16 protein-coding genes and 2 riboswitches are annotated in these 17,389 nt (G+C 35.8%); of the genes, 2 read left to right on the top strand and 14 right to left on the bottom strand.

Going from position 1 to position 17,389, the window contains the following annotated elements:
* Positions 1–281: 281 nt before the first annotated feature.
* From ACWV26_RS00860 to ACWV26_RS00835, 6 genes are all read right to left on the bottom strand, one after another.
* On the bottom strand, positions 282–1,265 hold the full coding sequence (locus ACWV26_RS00860; RefSeq protein ID WP_455896528.1) for a bile acid:sodium symporter family protein: 984 nt from the start codon (positions 1,263–1,265) through the stop codon (positions 282–284).
* A 169-nt stretch (positions 1,266–1,434) separates the two neighbouring features.
* Positions 1,435–2,142 carry a carboxymuconolactone decarboxylase family protein gene (locus ACWV26_RS00855; RefSeq protein ID WP_455896527.1) on the bottom strand — a complete coding sequence of 236 codons (708 nt, stop codon included), beginning with the start codon at positions 2,140–2,142 and terminating at the stop codon, positions 1,435–1,437.
* Positions 2,143–2,163: 21 nt separating this feature from the next.
* On the bottom strand, positions 2,164–3,225 hold the full coding sequence (locus tag ACWV26_RS00850) for a zinc-dependent alcohol dehydrogenase (RefSeq protein ID WP_455896526.1): 1,062 nt from the start codon (positions 3,223–3,225) through the stop codon (positions 2,164–2,166).
* A 60-nt stretch (positions 3,226–3,285) separates the two neighbouring features.
* Complete coding sequence (locus tag ACWV26_RS00845; RefSeq protein WP_455896525.1) at positions 3,286–3,963, bottom strand: cyclase family protein; 678 nt, start codon at positions 3,961–3,963, stop codon at positions 3,286–3,288.
* Between the two features lie 16 nt (positions 3,964–3,979).
* Entirely contained in the window at positions 3,980–5,311 is a 1,332-nt protein-coding gene (locus ACWV26_RS00840; protein WP_455896524.1) for a short-chain fatty acid transporter, read from the bottom strand.
* A 16-nt stretch (positions 5,312–5,327) separates the two neighbouring features.
* Complete coding sequence (locus tag ACWV26_RS00835) at positions 5,328–6,224, bottom strand: 3-hydroxyacyl-CoA dehydrogenase NAD-binding domain-containing protein (protein ID WP_455896523.1); 897 nt, start codon at positions 6,222–6,224, stop codon at positions 5,328–5,330.
* A 280-nt stretch (positions 6,225–6,504) separates the two neighbouring features.
* On the opposite strand from ACWV26_RS00835, the gene ACWV26_RS00830 reads away from it, so the two are divergent.
* Positions 6,505–6,834: a DUF3870 domain-containing protein gene (locus ACWV26_RS00830; RefSeq protein ID WP_455896522.1), complete on the top strand. Its 330-nt coding sequence runs from the start codon at positions 6,505–6,507 to the stop codon at positions 6,832–6,834.
* 84 nt (positions 6,835–6,918) lie between these two features.
* Here ACWV26_RS00830 and ACWV26_RS00825 read toward each other — a convergent pair whose 3' ends face one another.
* The 8 genes from ACWV26_RS00825 to ACWV26_RS00790 all read right to left on the bottom strand — a co-directional run bounded on the left by ACWV26_RS00825 (position 6,919) and on the right by ACWV26_RS00790 (position 15,673).
* Entirely contained in the window at positions 6,919–8,118 is a 1,200-nt protein-coding gene (locus ACWV26_RS00825) for a thiolase family protein (protein WP_455896521.1), read from the bottom strand.
* Positions 8,119–8,135: 17 nt separating this feature from the next.
* Entirely contained in the window at positions 8,136–8,789 is a 654-nt protein-coding gene (locus ACWV26_RS00820; RefSeq protein WP_455896520.1) for a 3-oxoacid CoA-transferase subunit B, read from the bottom strand.
* A complete protein-coding gene (locus ACWV26_RS00815; RefSeq protein ID WP_455896519.1) occupies positions 8,782–9,468 on the bottom strand; it encodes a CoA transferase subunit A in 687 nt (228 codons plus the stop codon). Before ACWV26_RS00815 ends, ACWV26_RS00820 begins: the two co-directional genes overlap by 8 nt.
* 18 nt (positions 9,469–9,486) lie before the next feature.
* Complete coding sequence (locus ACWV26_RS00810) at positions 9,487–10,209, bottom strand: carboxymuconolactone decarboxylase family protein (protein WP_455896518.1); 723 nt, start codon at positions 10,207–10,209, stop codon at positions 9,487–9,489.
* A 171-nt stretch (positions 10,210–10,380) separates the two neighbouring features.
* The gene (locus ACWV26_RS00805; protein WP_455896517.1) at positions 10,381–11,238 is read right to left on the bottom strand and encodes an alpha/beta fold hydrolase; all 858 of its coding nucleotides are present in this window, start codon (positions 11,236–11,238) and stop codon (positions 10,381–10,383) included.
* A 319-nt stretch (positions 11,239–11,557) separates the two neighbouring features.
* Complete coding sequence (locus ACWV26_RS00800; RefSeq protein WP_455896516.1) at positions 11,558–12,904, bottom strand: nucleobase:cation symporter-2 family protein; 1,347 nt, start codon at positions 12,902–12,904, stop codon at positions 11,558–11,560.
* 14 nt (positions 12,905–12,918) lie between these two features.
* On the bottom strand, positions 12,919–13,515 hold the full coding sequence (locus ACWV26_RS00795; RefSeq protein ID WP_455898149.1) for a xanthine phosphoribosyltransferase: 597 nt from the start codon (positions 13,513–13,515) through the stop codon (positions 12,919–12,921).
* Between the two features lie 345 nt (positions 13,516–13,860).
* Positions 13,861–13,962, bottom strand: a riboswitch (purine riboswitch).
* Positions 13,963–14,200: 238 nt separating this feature from the next.
* Positions 14,201–15,673 carry an amino acid permease gene (locus tag ACWV26_RS00790; RefSeq protein ID WP_455896515.1) on the bottom strand — a complete coding sequence of 491 codons (1,473 nt, stop codon included), beginning with the start codon at positions 15,671–15,673 and terminating at the stop codon, positions 14,201–14,203.
* Between the two features lie 104 nt (positions 15,674–15,777).
* Positions 15,778–15,956: riboswitch (Lysine riboswitch) on the bottom strand.
* Between the two features lie 211 nt (positions 15,957–16,167).
* Between ACWV26_RS00790 and ACWV26_RS00785 the strand changes: the two genes are divergently transcribed.
* Positions 16,168–17,382, top strand: coding sequence for a CynX/NimT family MFS transporter (locus ACWV26_RS00785; protein ID WP_455896514.1), 1,215 nt, complete (start codon positions 16,168–16,170; stop codon positions 17,380–17,382).
* Positions 17,383–17,389: the final 7 nt, after the last annotated feature.

Genomic DNA, 17,389 nt, shown 5'->3' with positions numbered 1-17,389 from the left:
TAAAGGAGATATGAATTTATAGTAAATGATTGGGAAATTACCTAAAATGATACTTTCGCCCAAGAGTATAAATGCCTAATTATTTTATATTTTCTGATATACATATATAGAAATGCCTATTTATTTAAAATATATAGATACCTAATTAGAAAAGATTTTATATCTCTCATTTAATTAACACTCATGAAATAGACTTATTTATTTATTTTTCACTAAATTAAAAACGACCCATCAGTTCACATTTCCCTGATGAGCCATTGCATATTAGTAACTTTTTAAGATTATGAAGTTTGCCCTTCTTTTACCAGCTCTTCTTCATTTTCCTCTTTCTCCTTTATACGCTCTGCTCTCCATCCCCAATATGTTGCAAGTAGCGGGCCTGAGATGTTGTGCCACACGCTAAAGATTGCGCTAGGCACAGCTGACAGCGGACTAAAGTGGGCTAGTGCTAACGCTGCACCAAGACCAGAATTTTGCATCCCAACTTCAATGGAAACAGCTTTTTGATCCTCGTAGTTTAGCTTTAGTACTTTTGCTACTAAGAAACCGAAAAGTAAGCCTAAGCCATTGTGTAAAATGACCACTGCGAAGATCAGTAAACCAGTTTCTAAGATTTTGTCACGACTACCACTTACTACTGCAGCCACAATTGCTACAATTGCTACTACCGAAACAAGAGGCATAACGCCATTTGCCACTTCGGTTTTATTTTTGAAAATTGCCTTCACAATGATTCCTAAGAAAATAGGAATTAATACTATTTTAACAACTGAGAAGAACATAGCACTAGCTGATACGTTTAACCATTGACTTGCTAAAAGATAAATAATAGCTGGAGTTAAAATTGGTGCAAGTAAAGTTGTAATAGAAGTAATCGTTACGGATAATGCTGTATTCCCTTTAGCTAAGAAAGTCATAACATTTGATGCTGTTCCTCCTGGGCAAGCTCCAACTAAAATAACACCAACTGCAATTTCAGCAGGTAAATGAAGAACTTTTGCCAACAAATATGCAACTGAAGGCATTATGATAAATTGTGCTAATACGCCAATAAAAACTCCCTTAGGTTGTTTTAATACTAATTTAAAATCCCCTAGTGATAATGTCATCCCCATACCAAACATGACAATTCCAAGTAATAATGATATATAAGGTCCAATCCACGCAAATTGGTCCGGAGCATATAGCGCTAAGCCTGCAGCTAACAATACCCAGATTGCAAAGGTATTCCCTGCAAATTTACTAATCTTTTCTAACATCTGCATGTTAATAACCCCCCTTTAATGTTTTTCCATTATAATACCAATTTCTTAAATTATCAAACTATTTTTTATATTTAAAATATTTTAAAGCGCATACATTGATCATATGCAAGATGGTGTTTAATTAAAAAAGGTGTATTAAGCAATTTGCTTAATACACCTTTTCTCTATCTTACTTTTGAAGATTTTGAATTGCTTTAAATCCAATTAATAATGTACAAAGAATATGAACCTCAAAGAGAACTTCTTGTGTTGCACCAAGATTCAATGCATTCGTACGATGAATTTCCATACCTTTAGAATAATTGTCACTCACGTTAATAGCGTACAATAATAACTCCTTCAAAAGCCTTGAAACTTCGCCATCCCGTAATGATGTTATACGAAGATTACTGTATTTCAATAGCATATCTGGTTGATAATCTATTAAATATTGAACCCATTTAGGTAATACACTAAATTCAGTTTGATAGTAGTGAATGCACTCTTCCTGGGTTTGAAAAGTTGCTATATCCAGCTTTTGGCCCGTATTTCTTTGTAATTTCAACTCTTCATCACTTATGATTGAAATAGCATGGGTAATAGCTTCAATTCCTGACAACCATGTTGGAATACCTCTAGAAATAATCGCGCTAGAAATGAGCTCAGCTATTTCAACAACCCCGTTTCCTGCTATGACAGCTTGTTCAGTGTAATAAAGCATCGATTGCTCATCTCTTCTTGCAGCACAAATCGCAACTAACAATAAAGTTTTGTCTTTAGTAGATAATGCACTTTCTTTTAATACTTCTTTTTCATAATCTCGTATATAGGTTTCAATAATTGGATTATTTGGTTTTAGTACATTTAGCATTTCACTTCTTTTTTCGATATATTGCATATCGCATATAAACCTCCCCACCTAAGGTTTTAGTACTACTTTAACCGCTTCCTTATCTAACCCTAATTCAAAACCTTTATTTGCATCATGAAGGTCTATTACATGAGATACAAGTTTGCTATATGCATAATTTCCAGATGCAGCCATTGCTATTGCTCTTTGCATTGTTTCTTTTGTAACTCCGTAAACACCTTTAATTGTGATTTCACCGCGCACAATTTCATGCGTTAGTATTTCAGAAGGGAGTGAGCTGATTCCTACCAATAACACTTCCCCTCCTTTTCGACTCATTCTGATTGCTTCTACTAACGAACCATGAAAACCACTTGTATCAAATACATGGTCTACACCATTATGATTCGTTAATGTAGAAATTCTTTCTAGAACATCTTCTTCATCAGCGTATACAATATGCGTAGCGCCAATTTCCTCTGCTAATGAGAGTCTTTTCTCATCTTTTCGAAGCCCTGTAACAATTAACTTTTCAAAACCAAAATTACTTAAACTAGTTACTAGACTTAACCCAATTGGTCCTGGTCCTATCACAACTGCTGTACTACCAGGTTTGATATCTGCTCTTTCAATTGCATGAACACCAATAGCAATTGCTTCTAACATTCCAGCTACTTCAACAAGCACTTGATTCGGAATGGGTAATACATTTGAAGCATTGATTGCTGCAAATTCAGCCATTCCGCCATTTTTGCGAAAACCATACTGTAATGATTCTGTTGGTGTTTTACTTATTGAACCAGTACCAGCATCACAAAGATTTGTATTACCTCTCAAACAATTATCACAGTGCCCACAAGGAATATAAGGATTAATGACGACACGTTGATTCACTAAATGTTGGTGTTCTGTATTGGAAACTTCTACAACTTTCCCAACAAACTCATGTCCTAAAATAACAGGCATTGGTACCCATTCATACGCTTTCATACTTTCATACATGTGCAAGTCACTACCACATATACTAGCAGCTTCAATCTGTACTAATACTTCCCCATCTTGAAGAATTGGTTTAGCTACATCTTTAATGGTGATTCCTTTTTCTTCATGTTCTTTAATGACAGCTTTCAACTTCAATCTCCTCCTTATTATTCAGATTAGCAACTTCTAATTTTATTGAACTTTAAACTTCTACCATTCTTCAATAGCTATCGCTCTGATAGGGGATCCGGTTAATCCTTTTAAATTTAATGGAGTGCCAATAAAGTAAAAGCGATCTTGAGAAAGCTTTTCAAGGTTAACGATATTCTCCATTATCATAATATTACGGCTTAATAATTCCAGATGAACGGTTCTTTGCATGTTACTATTAATATCTGCATTAGGTAAATCGAGACCGATGGCTTTTATATGATGGTCCAGTACCCATTCCGCAACTGAAGCATCTAATGACATACAATCGTGAAAACCTTCTGCATTCCACTCCCCTTGCCAGCATCTAAATAGCACAATATCATGCTCTTTTATAATAATATTTTTATCCTCAACTACTTTTTCAATCATTTCACGAGTTACAGGTTCATACACCGCCTTATGCGATACATCAATACGGACTGCATTTCCCATTGTCGCTTCTATTGGAATATCCTCAACCGTTAAACCATCCTTGAAAAAGTGATAGGGTGCATCTAAATGTGTACCGCTATGATCAGACATAATAATGGTTTTACTTGCATATCCTTCGCACGGAGCTTGATATCTAGGTTTTGAAAAATCGTGTGTGATATGATCCATAAATACAACTTTTGGATGTGACGGAAAAGAAACTAACCCGTCATATAATAATACTGATAAATCAACAACTTTCATGGTACCCACTCCTTGATTAGAATAAATATCCCCAACATAAAATAGAGACAATATATACAAGCCCAACCCAGAACATAATCATTACTAAGTAGCCCATAATATCTTTTAGCTTTAATCGAGAAAGGGCTAATGCTGGTAGAATCCAGAAAGGTTGTACCATATCATTCCAAGCATTTCCTAACATTACTGACATAGAAGTTTTAGATAGTGAAGCGCCTAATTCTTTAGCAGCATCAATCATAAATGGTCCTTGCACAACCCAGTGACCCCCGCCAGATGGAGCAAAGAAATTGATAAAGAACGAACTTATTAATCCCCAAAACGGAAGCGATTGTGCATCTGCTAAGTTAACAAATATTTTCGCAATTGAGTCTACTAAGCCAGAAGCAGCCATTATAGCCATAATCCCAGCGTAGAATGGGAACTGAAGAATAATTCCTGAGATAGTTTTAATTCCCTCAGATAAACTTTCAACATAACGGATTGGTGTTCCAAGCAAGATAATGCCTAAGAATAAAATGATAAAATTCAAAACGTTTAAATTCAAAGTATTACCTTTTGTAAAATAAATCACTACATAGATAATGCCTAAAATACCAATCAAATAAGATAAAATATGACTATTATTTAATTTAGTCGCAAAAGTATTATCTTCTAACAAATGTACCGTTGCAGCTGTTTTATCTTCATAAAGAGATGGGTCAATTTCAATTACATTTTCAGCTTTCTTTGGATGTAGCATAGCATTCACAATTGGTAATGTGATCAACATAACAATAGCTGTAACAATCATTGGCCATGTGAAAATGGTGTCGTGAAGACCAATTACACCCATCGCTTTTTCTAATGGATGTCCAGGTGTAGAGATTAAAATAGGTATACTTGCTGACAAACCTAATCCGTAAAATGTAAAACCTGAATACGCTGCAGCAATGATTAATGGATAGTGAACGCCTTTTACTTTTAAAGCTAATTTTTTTGCGATTACTCCACCGATTACTAATCCAAATCCCCAGTTTAAGTAACTTCCTATACCGCCAACTAAAGTTGCAACAATAACTGCCATTCGAGGGGTATGTACATAACTAGCAATTTTATTTAATAGCTTATCTACTAATGGTGCTGTAGCAAGTACATAACCTGCAGCTAAAATAACAGCCATTTGGGTAGTAAACGCTAATAAGTCCCAAAAGCCAGTTCCCCATGCAGTAGTTAAATCTATAAAATTACTTCCCTCAAAAACTAAAGCTAATATAAACGTTAACAACGTTAAGCCAATTGCAAATACAAATGGATCCGGTAAATACTTCCTCATTACCCCTGTAAAGAAATTTGTCAACTTTTCCATTCCAATTCCCCCTTGTTTAAGCTTGTTGAAGCGCTTTCAATACTTTTAATAATTTTTCATTATTCCATTGTTTTACTTGTTCCGCTTCAACCGGCCATTGGTAAAACCCTTTACCAGTTTTAATACCTAATTCGCCTCTTTCCACCTTATCTTTTAAAAGTTGAGAGGGTATTTGACTATTTTCTAATTGTCTATATAAATAGTCAGCGATATTAAAGTGTACATCAAGGCCATTTAAATCCCTTTGCTCTAATGGACCTGAAATCGCCAGACGTATTCCTAGTGCATATTTTGCTATTAAATCTATTTCTTCAGCTGTTGCTATCCCCTGCTCTAACAAAGAAATTGCTTCCCTTGCCATTGCGTGCTGTAACCGGTTACCTATAAAACCTGGTATATCCCTTCTGACATACACTGGCATCTTCTTCATTCTCTTCAACCAATTCATGACATGATCAATTATTTCTTGTGATGTATTGTCACCTTTTATCACTTCAACGACTGGAATTGTATCAGCGGGCATGTAAAAGTGCATACCTAGAAATCTATCCTTGTGAATAAAAGATTCGCTTAATCGGTTAATTGGAATACCTGATGTATTGGTTGCAATAATGGTACCCTTAGGTACAATGGCTTCAATCTCTTTATACAATTGCTGTTTAGCTTCTAAGATTTCTGGAATTGCTTCAATTACAAGTGTTATCTGATCTTCTTTTTTCAATGCATTTGCAAACTCTAATGAACCATGCCATTCTGAAGGCAAATTTTCTTGTATACTTTGTAGAGCTTTCAATAAACTTTCTTGATCATAATCTATTAATTTCACTTTACAACCTTGTTTTAAAAAATAGATGGCTATTCCTCTTCCCATTGTTCCGGCGCCAATAATTGCTATGTGTTCATCAATCCCCATATAATCCCCCTTTTCAAGTAAAAAAGACCCAGCTGAATGAAGACAATAAGACAGAATCTTATCCTCTACAGAAAGCTAGGTCCCTTAAGTTAAATGGAATTGGTGGATTCCATCGTTAAGAAATTGCCTTTTGTTAGAAAAACTTCTCATAATTAAAGAGATATATTACATTTATATATTATTTTAATTTTCTGAAAGAGTCAATAATTATTTATATTTCAATAAATTAGTATGTTCTGATATAATTTTATAAAAACCTATTGCTTATGGAGGTTTAAATATGATGAAATCTTTATCTTCAATATTAGTAACTGCATATGCCAAAGCGCCACAAGGTACTGCAATGTATGAAAACTATAAACATGCCGGAATCGTTCTTGAGATTGATTCTGAAACTCATAAAATTATCGATGCTGAATTTACTTTTATTACTAATCTAGCTCAAAACTTCTTTAAACGTTTGATTATTGGCTACGATTTTAGTTCAAATCTTGATAAATTAGTTGAACGAATTGAAATGCATTATTTTGCGCCTTCTACAGGTTCTGTTATTGTGGCCTTAAAATCTGCGCAAAAACGTTATTTAGAAAAAATAGGACTTGGCGTTTGATAATAAATTACTGCTTTAAAGGACTTAAAAAAGCCTTATTATTTGCAAAAGTGTTGCCCAAATTAAAATTTGAGCAACACTTTTTTATCTTTGAAGGTTTTCAATAATTGTTGCAATTCCAAGCCCACCAGCAATACATAAGGTAACTAAGCCATATCGTTTACCAGTGCGCTCTAGTTCATGTACAAGCTTCGTCATTAAAATTGCACCTGTTGCACCTATTGGGTGGCCCATTGCAATCGCGCCGCCATTAGGATTAAGACGTTCTTCATCTAATCCTAATTCTTTGATTACAGCTAAAGATTGTGCAGCGAAAGCTTCATTTAGCTCAATAATATCAATGTCATCCAAAGATAAGTTAGCCTGTTTTAAGGCTTTAAGAGTAGCAGGTACTGGACCTATCCCCATAATTCTCGGATCAACTCCTGCAGATGCTTGAGCCACAATCCTCGCTTTAGGTTGCAAACCTAATGCAACTGCTTCATTTTGATTCATTAATAATAATGCTGCTGCACCATCATTACGACCACTACTGTTTCCGGCAGTAACAGAACCTCCATCTTTAAAAACTGGTTTTAATGTTGCAAGCTTTTCAATGCTTGATAATCTAGGGTGTTCATCTACTTTAAATTCGATTGTTTGCTTACGTTGTTTAACTTCATATGGGAGAATTTGTTTCACGAAATAACCGTTTTTAATGGCAGTATCCGCTTTTTCTTGACTGCGATGTGCAAACGCATCTTGTTCTTCACGATTAATATGGTATTTTTCTGCTAGGTTCTCGGCTGTTGTACCCATATCTGTTAATCCATATTCTTCATACGGCTGTGAACCAGTTTGACTTTCTGTATTTGGATCGAGCAACATTCCATTGCCAGATCTATAACCAAATCTCGCATTACGAAGATAATATGGAGCAGTGCTCATAGATTCTGCACCACCTGCCACAATGACATTACTTAATCCTAATTGAATTTGTTGAGCAGCATTATTAATTGCCTGAACGCCAGAACCACATTGCCGATGCACAGTATATCCTGGAACAGTTATTGGAAATCCTGCACGCAATGTCGCAAGTCTCGCTAAGTTCGATGCATCAGCACTTTGTTTTGCTTGGCCAAGAATGACTTCATCAATCCTCTCCGGATCAATCCCTGCTCTATTTACTACTTCTTTCATGACGGCAGATGCAAGAAAATCAACTGTCTCATTAGCTAATGCGCCTCCGAGCTTTCCAATAGCTGTTCGTACGCTTTCAACTATTACTACTTCTGGAATTGACATAACAAATTCTCCCCTATCTATTTCTCTAAATTATTTACAAAGTTTGCTTCTGTATGATCAATAACTTGCTGCAATTCAATTCCAGGCATTAATTCAATTAAATGTAATGTTTCATTTTCAACACAGAACACTGCTAAATCTGTAATAATCATATCTACACTTCTAGTTGAAGTAATTGGATAAGTACATTCTTTTAATATTTTACTTTTCCCGTCTTTTGAAGTATGAGTAGTAGTGACAATAACCTTTTTTGCACCTACTAACAAATCCATTGCGCCACCAACACCCATAATATTCTTTCCAGGTACAGCCCAGTTAGCAATTTGCCCTCTTTCATTAACTTGTAAGATACCTAGTATAGCTACATCAACATGTCCACCGCGAATCATACCAAAAGATTCCGCACTATCGAAGAATGAGGCGCCTACTTCTTCACCTACAGGCAATTTCCCTGCATTTACAAGGTTGGGATCGATATGATCTTCGTCGACATCCGTAACACCTAATAAGCCATTTTCAGTATGAAAGTGTACTTCGTCATGAGTAATATATTTTGCGACTAGTGTTGGAATACCGATCCCAAGATTCACTATGCTACGTGTATTTAATTCTTCTGCTGCTCTTTTTGCTATTTTTTCTTGAACGCTTAAAGTTTTTTGTATATTAACCATGTTCGACTACACCATCTTTCGTCAAAACTTTTTTTGCTAGAATAATGCCATCTACAAATAGATGCGACGTAACAATAGATTCTGCTGGTAATTGTCCTGATTCCACAATTTCATCTACTTCTACGATGACACGATCCGCTGCTGTTGCCATTAGCGGGTTAAAATTTCTAGCCGTTTTGTAATATACTAGATTGCCTAATTTATCAGCTTTATGTGCCCTTATAATTGCGACATCCGCATGAATAGCTTCCTCAAACACATATTCAACACCTTTAATAATTTTTGTCTCCTTGCCTTTTGCTAAATTTGTTCCTACAGCTGTTTTAGTATAGTAACCACCTATACCTGCACCAGCTGCTCTAATAGATTCAGCTAAAGTGCCTTGTGGCAACAATTGAAGGTCAATTTCCCCTGCTTGAAATGCATCGCCAACATCGCGATTACTTGTAAAATATGAACCTATTGCCTTTTTTATCTTTTTTTGATTTAATAGCAATCCTAATCCCTTACCCTTTTCTCCAAGATTATTACTAATAACAGTTAATCCTTGAACGTCTTTATCGATTAACCCATCGATTAAAGTTAAGGGTGCACCAATTAATCCAAAGCCCCCTACCATAATTGTTTGATTACTTTCTACACACTCTAGAGCTTCTTTTGCTGTATCAAAAATTTTCATCCTAAACACCCCATCTCTTTATTTCTGAACTAAAGAATCGCTAATCTCAAACCACGCTGGAATACCTGCTGTTAAAAGGCAAATATATCCGACCTCTGCTAGTTGCTCTTCCGAAACGCCAATATTTCGCGCCTTTACTGTCCAAGTTTCAACTGGTTGATTTTGAAGTACAGTTGTATATATTCCCACCATTAATGCATGCTTTAATTGGGAAGAAACAAAACCATTCTCTAATAATTTTTTCGATAAAGCGTTTTCATCATTAGCTTTTAAAAGCTCTTCAATTTTTTCAATATAGCTTCTTTCCTCTTGTTTCAAATAGGATTTATAGTAAGAGATAATATCTAATGCTGAATCAGATTTTAAAATTTTAGTAGTTTTTTCAATACCTAATAACTCCAATGCATAATCAAATGATTTTACACTAACTAGTAAAGCTTTTTCGTTATTGTATAAATACGATACAAGTAGGTACTCCACTAATTCTGGTAAAGTGAGTCCTCCATCAATTGCTCCTTTTGTATGGTAAACCATACTACGTTCATATAACCGTGCTGCATTCATTCCTACTAACAGGGTATCTTTTTCTTTTACAGATAAAGAGCCAGCCTTCATAGCTTCACTACGTAAATTTGTATAATGATCCAATATTGCTGGATTATAGTCATACATTTTTTGAACCCATTGAGGCACAACATCATAAATATTTTTGAAATATTCCAAACCAGTACTAGTAATCATTCGATTTCCCCCTTAAAAATAATAAAAAGCTACACCATTCCTTATATTTAAAAGTACATAAAAGGAAGGGTGTAGCCAACAAGTTCAATAGTTTACATAAAAAAAGGTAATTTTTTTATGGCTATCGAATAGGCATTAATATTAATTTAATACTTTAAATATTACATAAAATCAGATTAGCGTCCAGTCCTTTTTTGGAATATTCAATAAAAAATCTGTAATGACGGTATTGATTTCAGGGCGTTCTTCAAAAACAAGCGTGTAATGATTGCATTCAGATGTAAACGTTTCAATATGTTTAGTATATTTCTTAGTATCCTCATATGCCTCAGCATAAAATAGAGGTGGCATTTGACCTATTTGACCTTTTGCATGGACAAGTAGCACTGGACAGTCTACTTTTGAAAGTATATTTTTTGGCACAAATTCATAGAAGCTATTAAAATCTTGGGTTATCTTTTTTTCATCAGATTTACTTTTCCAATGATCTCCTACTTGGTGGATTTCATATTCTCCGACATCTTCAAGATGGTCAGTCCAAGTGACACCTAGATTACCATAAATTGTACGGATTTCTTCTAAGTAGCTTTCGATAGAAGAATACTGTTTACTTAATCGTCCTAACGAAGGTTGGACTATATTTCTTTGGTGTTCAGTACATGTTGCAGCCCCATCTAGTAAAATAAGCGCCTGTACATCATCCCGCTTGCTTGCTACAGTAGCGCCTATAAAAGCGCCCATAGAATAACCCATAATAATTGGATTTTGTATATGTAATTCATCAATTAACTGATTAATATCAGAGGCATGTTGCTGGATGCCAGTATTTTCTGGAGCCTCTGCGCTATTTCCTCTTCCTTTTAAATCTACTGAGATAAAGCGATATTCGCCTTTAAGCAATTCTGCATAATAGTGCATTTGCTTGTTATTCCCTGTTAATCCGTGAATAGCAATAATCGTCCCCTTGCTTCCTGGGTATTCTGCATAATTTAGCTTGCTTCCATTTATAGTTTGATTTTTCAACTCCACAATAATTCCCCCTTTATTCATTTCTCCCCATATGTAAATGTCAAATTACTAAGGGAGTTGATGTTGATAGAATATTTATATAATTAATTTTTTAAAAAGTCAAAATTTAATTTTGGTGGATCTTTTTATAAATCTTTTAGATTTTAGTATCTATGTGGTTTCTGAACTACTTTATTCCTTAAAAATTAATTTATTATTCTAATTCATGATTAGTCGAATTAGAATATAGAATCCGCTAAACGCATGTTTTATCTATTACCTATAAAATATAAAAGGTCTCATCCTTATTGGATGAGACCTCGTTTTAACGTTTCAACGGTTAAGCATGTTTTTCAGTGAAATTAGGAGTAGCTTCTTTTGCTTTATCCTTCACTTGTGCAGGTTCTGCTTGGACTTGCACATCGCGTCTCCAAGGAATCATATTAAATACGATATTTAATACGATTGCTGTAATACTTCCCGCTACAATACCATTACTTGTTAAGATACGAACAGTTTCTGGCAATACTTTGAAAATATCAGGAACAACTGTCACACCAAGCCCCATACCAATGGAACAAGCGATAATCATTGCATTGCCTTCAGAACCTTGGATAGCAGTACCTAGCATTTTAATCCCTTGAGAAATTACCATACCAAACATCGCGATCATAGCTCCACCAAGTACGGCTGTCGGAATAATTGTTGTTAATGCAGCAATTTTAGGTAAGAATCCTAGAGCCACAAGTAAAATCCCAGTGATAAAAATTACAGCGCGATTTTTTACACCGGTCATTTGCATTAAACCCACATTTTGAGAAAAAGCTGTATAAGGGAATGAGTTGAAAATACCACCAATGATTGAGGCTAAACCTTCTGAACGATAGCCGCGAGCAAGTGCTTTATCATTGATAGGTGTTTTAGTCATGTTACTTAAGGCAAAGTAAGAACCAGTAGATTCAACAAGCGATACAATTGCAACTAATGTCATTGTCATAATTGGAACAAAGTGAAATTCTGGTTTTGCAAAATAAAATGGTGTAACCAATTGGCCCCATGCAGCATTACTAACTGGTGTAAAATCAACCATACCCATGAACGTTGCTGCAACGGTACCAAGTACTAGACCGATTAAAATAGAGATTGAACGTACAAATCCTTTTGTAAAACGATATAACAAAATAATTGCTATGAGTGTACCAAAGGCCAGTGAAATGTTAGAGGCAGAGCCAAAATTCGGCGCTCCTTGACCACCACCGGCATTATTAATAGCGACTGGAATTAATGTAATCCCGATAATTGTAACAACGCAACCTGTCACAATTGGCGGGAAGAATTTTACTAACTTACCGAAAACACCTGAAATAAGAACAACGATTAACCCTGATGCGATTACCGCACCATAAATAGCTCCTAGACCAAACTTAGTACCGATTCCAATAATCGGTGTTACAGCTGTAAATGTACATCCTAAAACTAATGGTAATCCGATTCCAAAAACTTTACCGCGAACCACTTGTAATAATGTAGCAATACCACACATCATAATATCAATGGATACTAAATAAGTTAACTGCGTAGAATCAAATTTAAGCGCTCCACCAATGATTAATGGTACTAAAATAGCTCCTGCATACATTGCTAACAAATGCTGAATACCAAGTGTTGCCAGTTTTGCCTTATTCATTGTTTAGTTGCCTCCTAAGCAAATTGTACTTTTCCACTTTCTAACGAAGAAACGATTGCTAATGAATCAACTCGATATCCTTGTTCACGTAGTAACTTACCTCCAGGTTGGAAGCCTTTTTCGATGACAATACCAATACCACTAGTAGTAGCACCTGCTTGTTTTACGATATCAAGTAATCCTTTTGCTGCTTCACCGTTTGCTAAGAAATCATCGATGATTAGAATGACATCATCTTCTTTTACATAATCTTTTGAAACTGTAAGAGTACTAGTTATTTTCTTTGTGAATGAATAAACTTCTGTAGTATAGAAGTTATCAGTTAACGTTACAGATTTACTTTTACGAGCAAAGACAACAGGAATTCCTAAAATAAGTCCCGCCATTACTGCTGGTGCAATTCCTGATGATTCAATTGTTAAAATCTTTGTTAAACCAGCATCTTTATATAGTTCTGCAAACTCTTGTCCAATCGCTTGCATAAGTTGTGGATCGATTTGGTGATTCAAGAATGAATCTACTTTTAATACATCTCCTGATAAAACTTTACCTTCATTAATGATTTTGTCCTGAAGTGCTTTCAAACTTAGGAACTCCCTTCTTGATTTCATATACTTAGAGTTATTGGCGTGTTGTGTTTTTACTATTACCCAGCTACGGTGGAAAGCTGAGAAGATGCTTTCGATTCGAGCCCGCAAGCAACTGTCGCAGCTGAACGAGCCACCTCCGCTTTTACCTTATCCAGCTCCACACGCCAGCCCCTCGAGTCGTTTCGTTCCCTCGGTCGAAAGCTGAAAGTACGCTTTCGATTCGGGCCCTCCAACGATTGTCGGGGCTTAACGGGCGTGTTCCGCTTTTAAATAAAAAAACTCGAAGTACTTTGCATCCAGTCATCTATGAGTGGAGCAAGTCCTTCGAGTTTAGTCGATGGGATTGGTAAATAGAATAGTCTATTTCCAATCTATATTGCTTCTCATAGTCAGTTCATTTACGGTGAGCTGGTAGAAACTTGCGAGCCATATTCTCGCTATTATATGAGTGAATGATATTTTGTTGTAATATTAAGAATGTCACAATTATAGCATGAAAGTATTATTTTTCAACAAAACACAAAATATAAAATAATTCAGAAATCTCCGAAAAACCGAATATTTACAGTTTTAGCGGCTTAAATTAGGCTAATCTACGAACGTTCTGATGTATTTTTATCGTATTTTTCATTTCAATTAAAAATAATCATGATAAAAAGGCTAATCCAATATAGGTATTTTACCCTACAAGAGATTAGCCTTTTGATTAGTCTTTAATTGGACGATTTGATGTCAAATCTGCTTCTTCTAACTTTACTATCTTTGTTTTGTTTTTCAATTTATAGGCGAACCAAAGGATTAGGAAAATTGGTAAGCCAATATACGATACTAATATTCCGTACCAATCAATATGTCCACCTGTGAATGCTGTATAATTTTGACCTAATACAACAACTGCACATAAGACAAATGCAAAAATTGGACCAAACGGGAAGAACCTAGATCGATATGGTAACTCAGATAAATCATGACCTTGTGCTATAAACGCTTTGCGGAATCGATAATGACTAGCCGCAATTCCAAGCCATGCGATGAATCCACACATACCTGAAGCATTTAATAACCATGTATAGACTGTACCTGAACCAAATAAGGATGCTAAAAATGATAGACATGCTACAAGCACTGTGGCAACAAGTGCCGCCACTGGAACTCCTCGTTTGTTTAGCTTTCTAAATATTTTAGGTGCATGACCTTCCATCGCTAATTCCCAAAGCGTACGTGATGATGCATATAAACCTGAATTACCAGCAGAAAGAATTGCTGTTAAAATGACTGCATTCATAATAGATGCAGCAATGGCAATCCCTGCATTTTCAAATACTAATGTAAATGGACTTACAGTTACATCATCACTATTCGCAAGACGTGGATCTGTATATGGAATTAACAAACCAATTGCCAAAATCGCTAAAATATAGAATAGCAAAATACGCCAGAAAACTTGTTTCACTGCTTTTGGAATTGTTTTGCTTGGGTTCTTTGTTTCGCCTGCAGTAACACCAAGTAATTCAGTTCCTTGGAATGAGAAACCTGCAGCTAAGAAAATACCAAATGTCGCAAAGAATCCACCATGGAAAGGTGCATCTCCCTTAAAGAAGTTCGTAAACCCAACCGGTGCATGTCCACCAAGGATACCAAAGATCATTAAGAAACTTACAATAATAAAGATGATAACCGTAGCTACCTTGATAAAAGCAAACCAATATTCACTTTCGCCAAAACTATTAACAGATAAGTAGTTTAAAACAAAAATAAGAATTAAAAATGATGCGCTCCATATATAGGAAGGACTATCAGGGAACCAATATTTCATCACAATAGATACAGCTGAAATTTCTGCTGCGATAGTAATTGCCCAGTTATACCAATAGTTCCAACCCAATGCAAAGCCTAATGCTGGATCGATAAATTTTGATGCATACGTACTAAATGAACCTGAAACTGGCATATAAGCAGCCATTTCTCCAAGACTAGTCATTAGGAAAAATACCATTATCCCAATTAAACCATAAGCTACTATCGCGCCACCTGGTCCTGCAGTAGCAACTGAGTTACCACTCGCAAGTAGCAATCCTGTACCAATGGTTCCACCGAGTGAAATCATCGTAACATGGCGACTTTTTAATCCTCTATTTAAGCTCTGCTGAACGCTATCGCCTGTATTTTTTGTACTCATAATTCTCCTCTTTCCGATTTTCATTGCTGATGAGGCGGGTAAAGGAAAATAAAAAAACCACCGCAAAATATTTGTGGATGGTATCTAAATTCCCCATCAACCTTGATAAAGATAGCTCAACACGCATTTTTTGCGTGACAGTTCTGTCCCTTTCGATAACAGCCCCAGCATTGCCAATAAAAAGCTTAACAATACTTCGGCGATATTCCCTTTTTAATCGAGTCAATAATGCTTTTTCATCTCGTCGATTATACTTATGAAGATCGCGACCTCTACCCCATCTATTGGATGAGGCATGCAATATATAATTTTTATTACGCTCCCCATTATAGTACAGAGAAGCTCTATTAACAAGATGTAAATTGATAGATTTAAAGATACAATTTAAGTTTTATAATACCTTAGCTTTCTAATTTTTTACTAAATATTGAAATTTACTCTCTATTAATGATACTGTTGCTAAAAGAATCTGTTTTACGAGGAGGTTATGTAGCTTGGCTTCACAACAATCAACTCGAAATAGCAAAAAAATACCATGGAATCGAAGTACTTGGCTTCTTGTTCTTGGTATTATTTTCATTGCTTCTACACTACGTTCTCCACTCACTTCTGTTGGTCCTATTATTTCCTACATAAAAGAAGGTTTGGATATTTCAAATGTATTAGCAGGGTTCATCACGACAATCCCATTACTAGCATTTGCGATTGTATCCCCATTTGCCCCTAAATTGGCTAGTCGTTTTGGGTTCGAAAAAACACTGCTTGGTGCCATGATTATTTTAGCGATAGGGATTCTCAGTCGCTCACTTGGAAATACTTTCTCCCTATTAATTGGAACTGGATTAATCGGGATTGCAATTGCCTTTGGTAATGTATTGCTACCTGCGCTAATCAAGCTAAAATTCCCTTTTCAAGTAGGACTATTAACGTCCATCTTCACACTTTCTATGAACGTTACAGCAAGTGTTGCAGCAGGCGTTAGTTATCCAATAGCTAGTACTTCTTTAGGATGGAAAGGCGCTCTTGGGTGTTGGGTTGTTTTAACCATAATCGCCATCGCCGTATGGTTACCTCATGTTAGGAAGCAAGCGGAATTAAAGGAAAAAGAAAAAAAACAAAATGGAAGAAAACCTATATGGAAGTATCCTTTAACTTGGGCTATCACTGTAGCCATGGGTTTACAATCATTTATCTTCTATACAACAGCTGCTTGGATTCCAGCAATGTTAGAATCCCAAGGTATGAGCGCAAGTCAAGCGGGCTGGATGTTCTCTATTTTGCAATTTTCACAATTACCTATGACATTCCTGATTCCAATACTCGCTGGGCGTAGGACAGACCAACGTCCTTTAGTAGCATTGTTTACTATATTTTATGTAATTGGCTTTACAGGAATATTGCTGAACTGGACGTCTCTAACGATTATTTGGATGGTTCTAATTGGCCTTGCAGGTGGTGCATCATTCGGTCTTGTAATGATGTTCTTTTCACTCCGTTCCCGAAATGCAATAGAAGCTGCAGAACTTAGTGGGACTGCACAATCCATTGGCTATCTACTTGCTGCAATAGGTCCCGTACTTTATGGATACGTTCATGATTTATGGAGCAGCTTTCATGTGGCAAATATGCTTTACGCTATTGTCGTAATAGGGTTATTTATAGCTGCCTGGATATCAGCAAAAGACCGCTTTGTAACACCTGAGAAATAGAAGACAA

The sequence above is a fragment of the Rummeliibacillus sp. JY-2-4R genome (assembly GCF_053847205.1).
The sequence above is the reverse complement of the archived record's forward strand: the minus strand, read 5'-3'. Positions and strand labels throughout refer to the sequence as shown.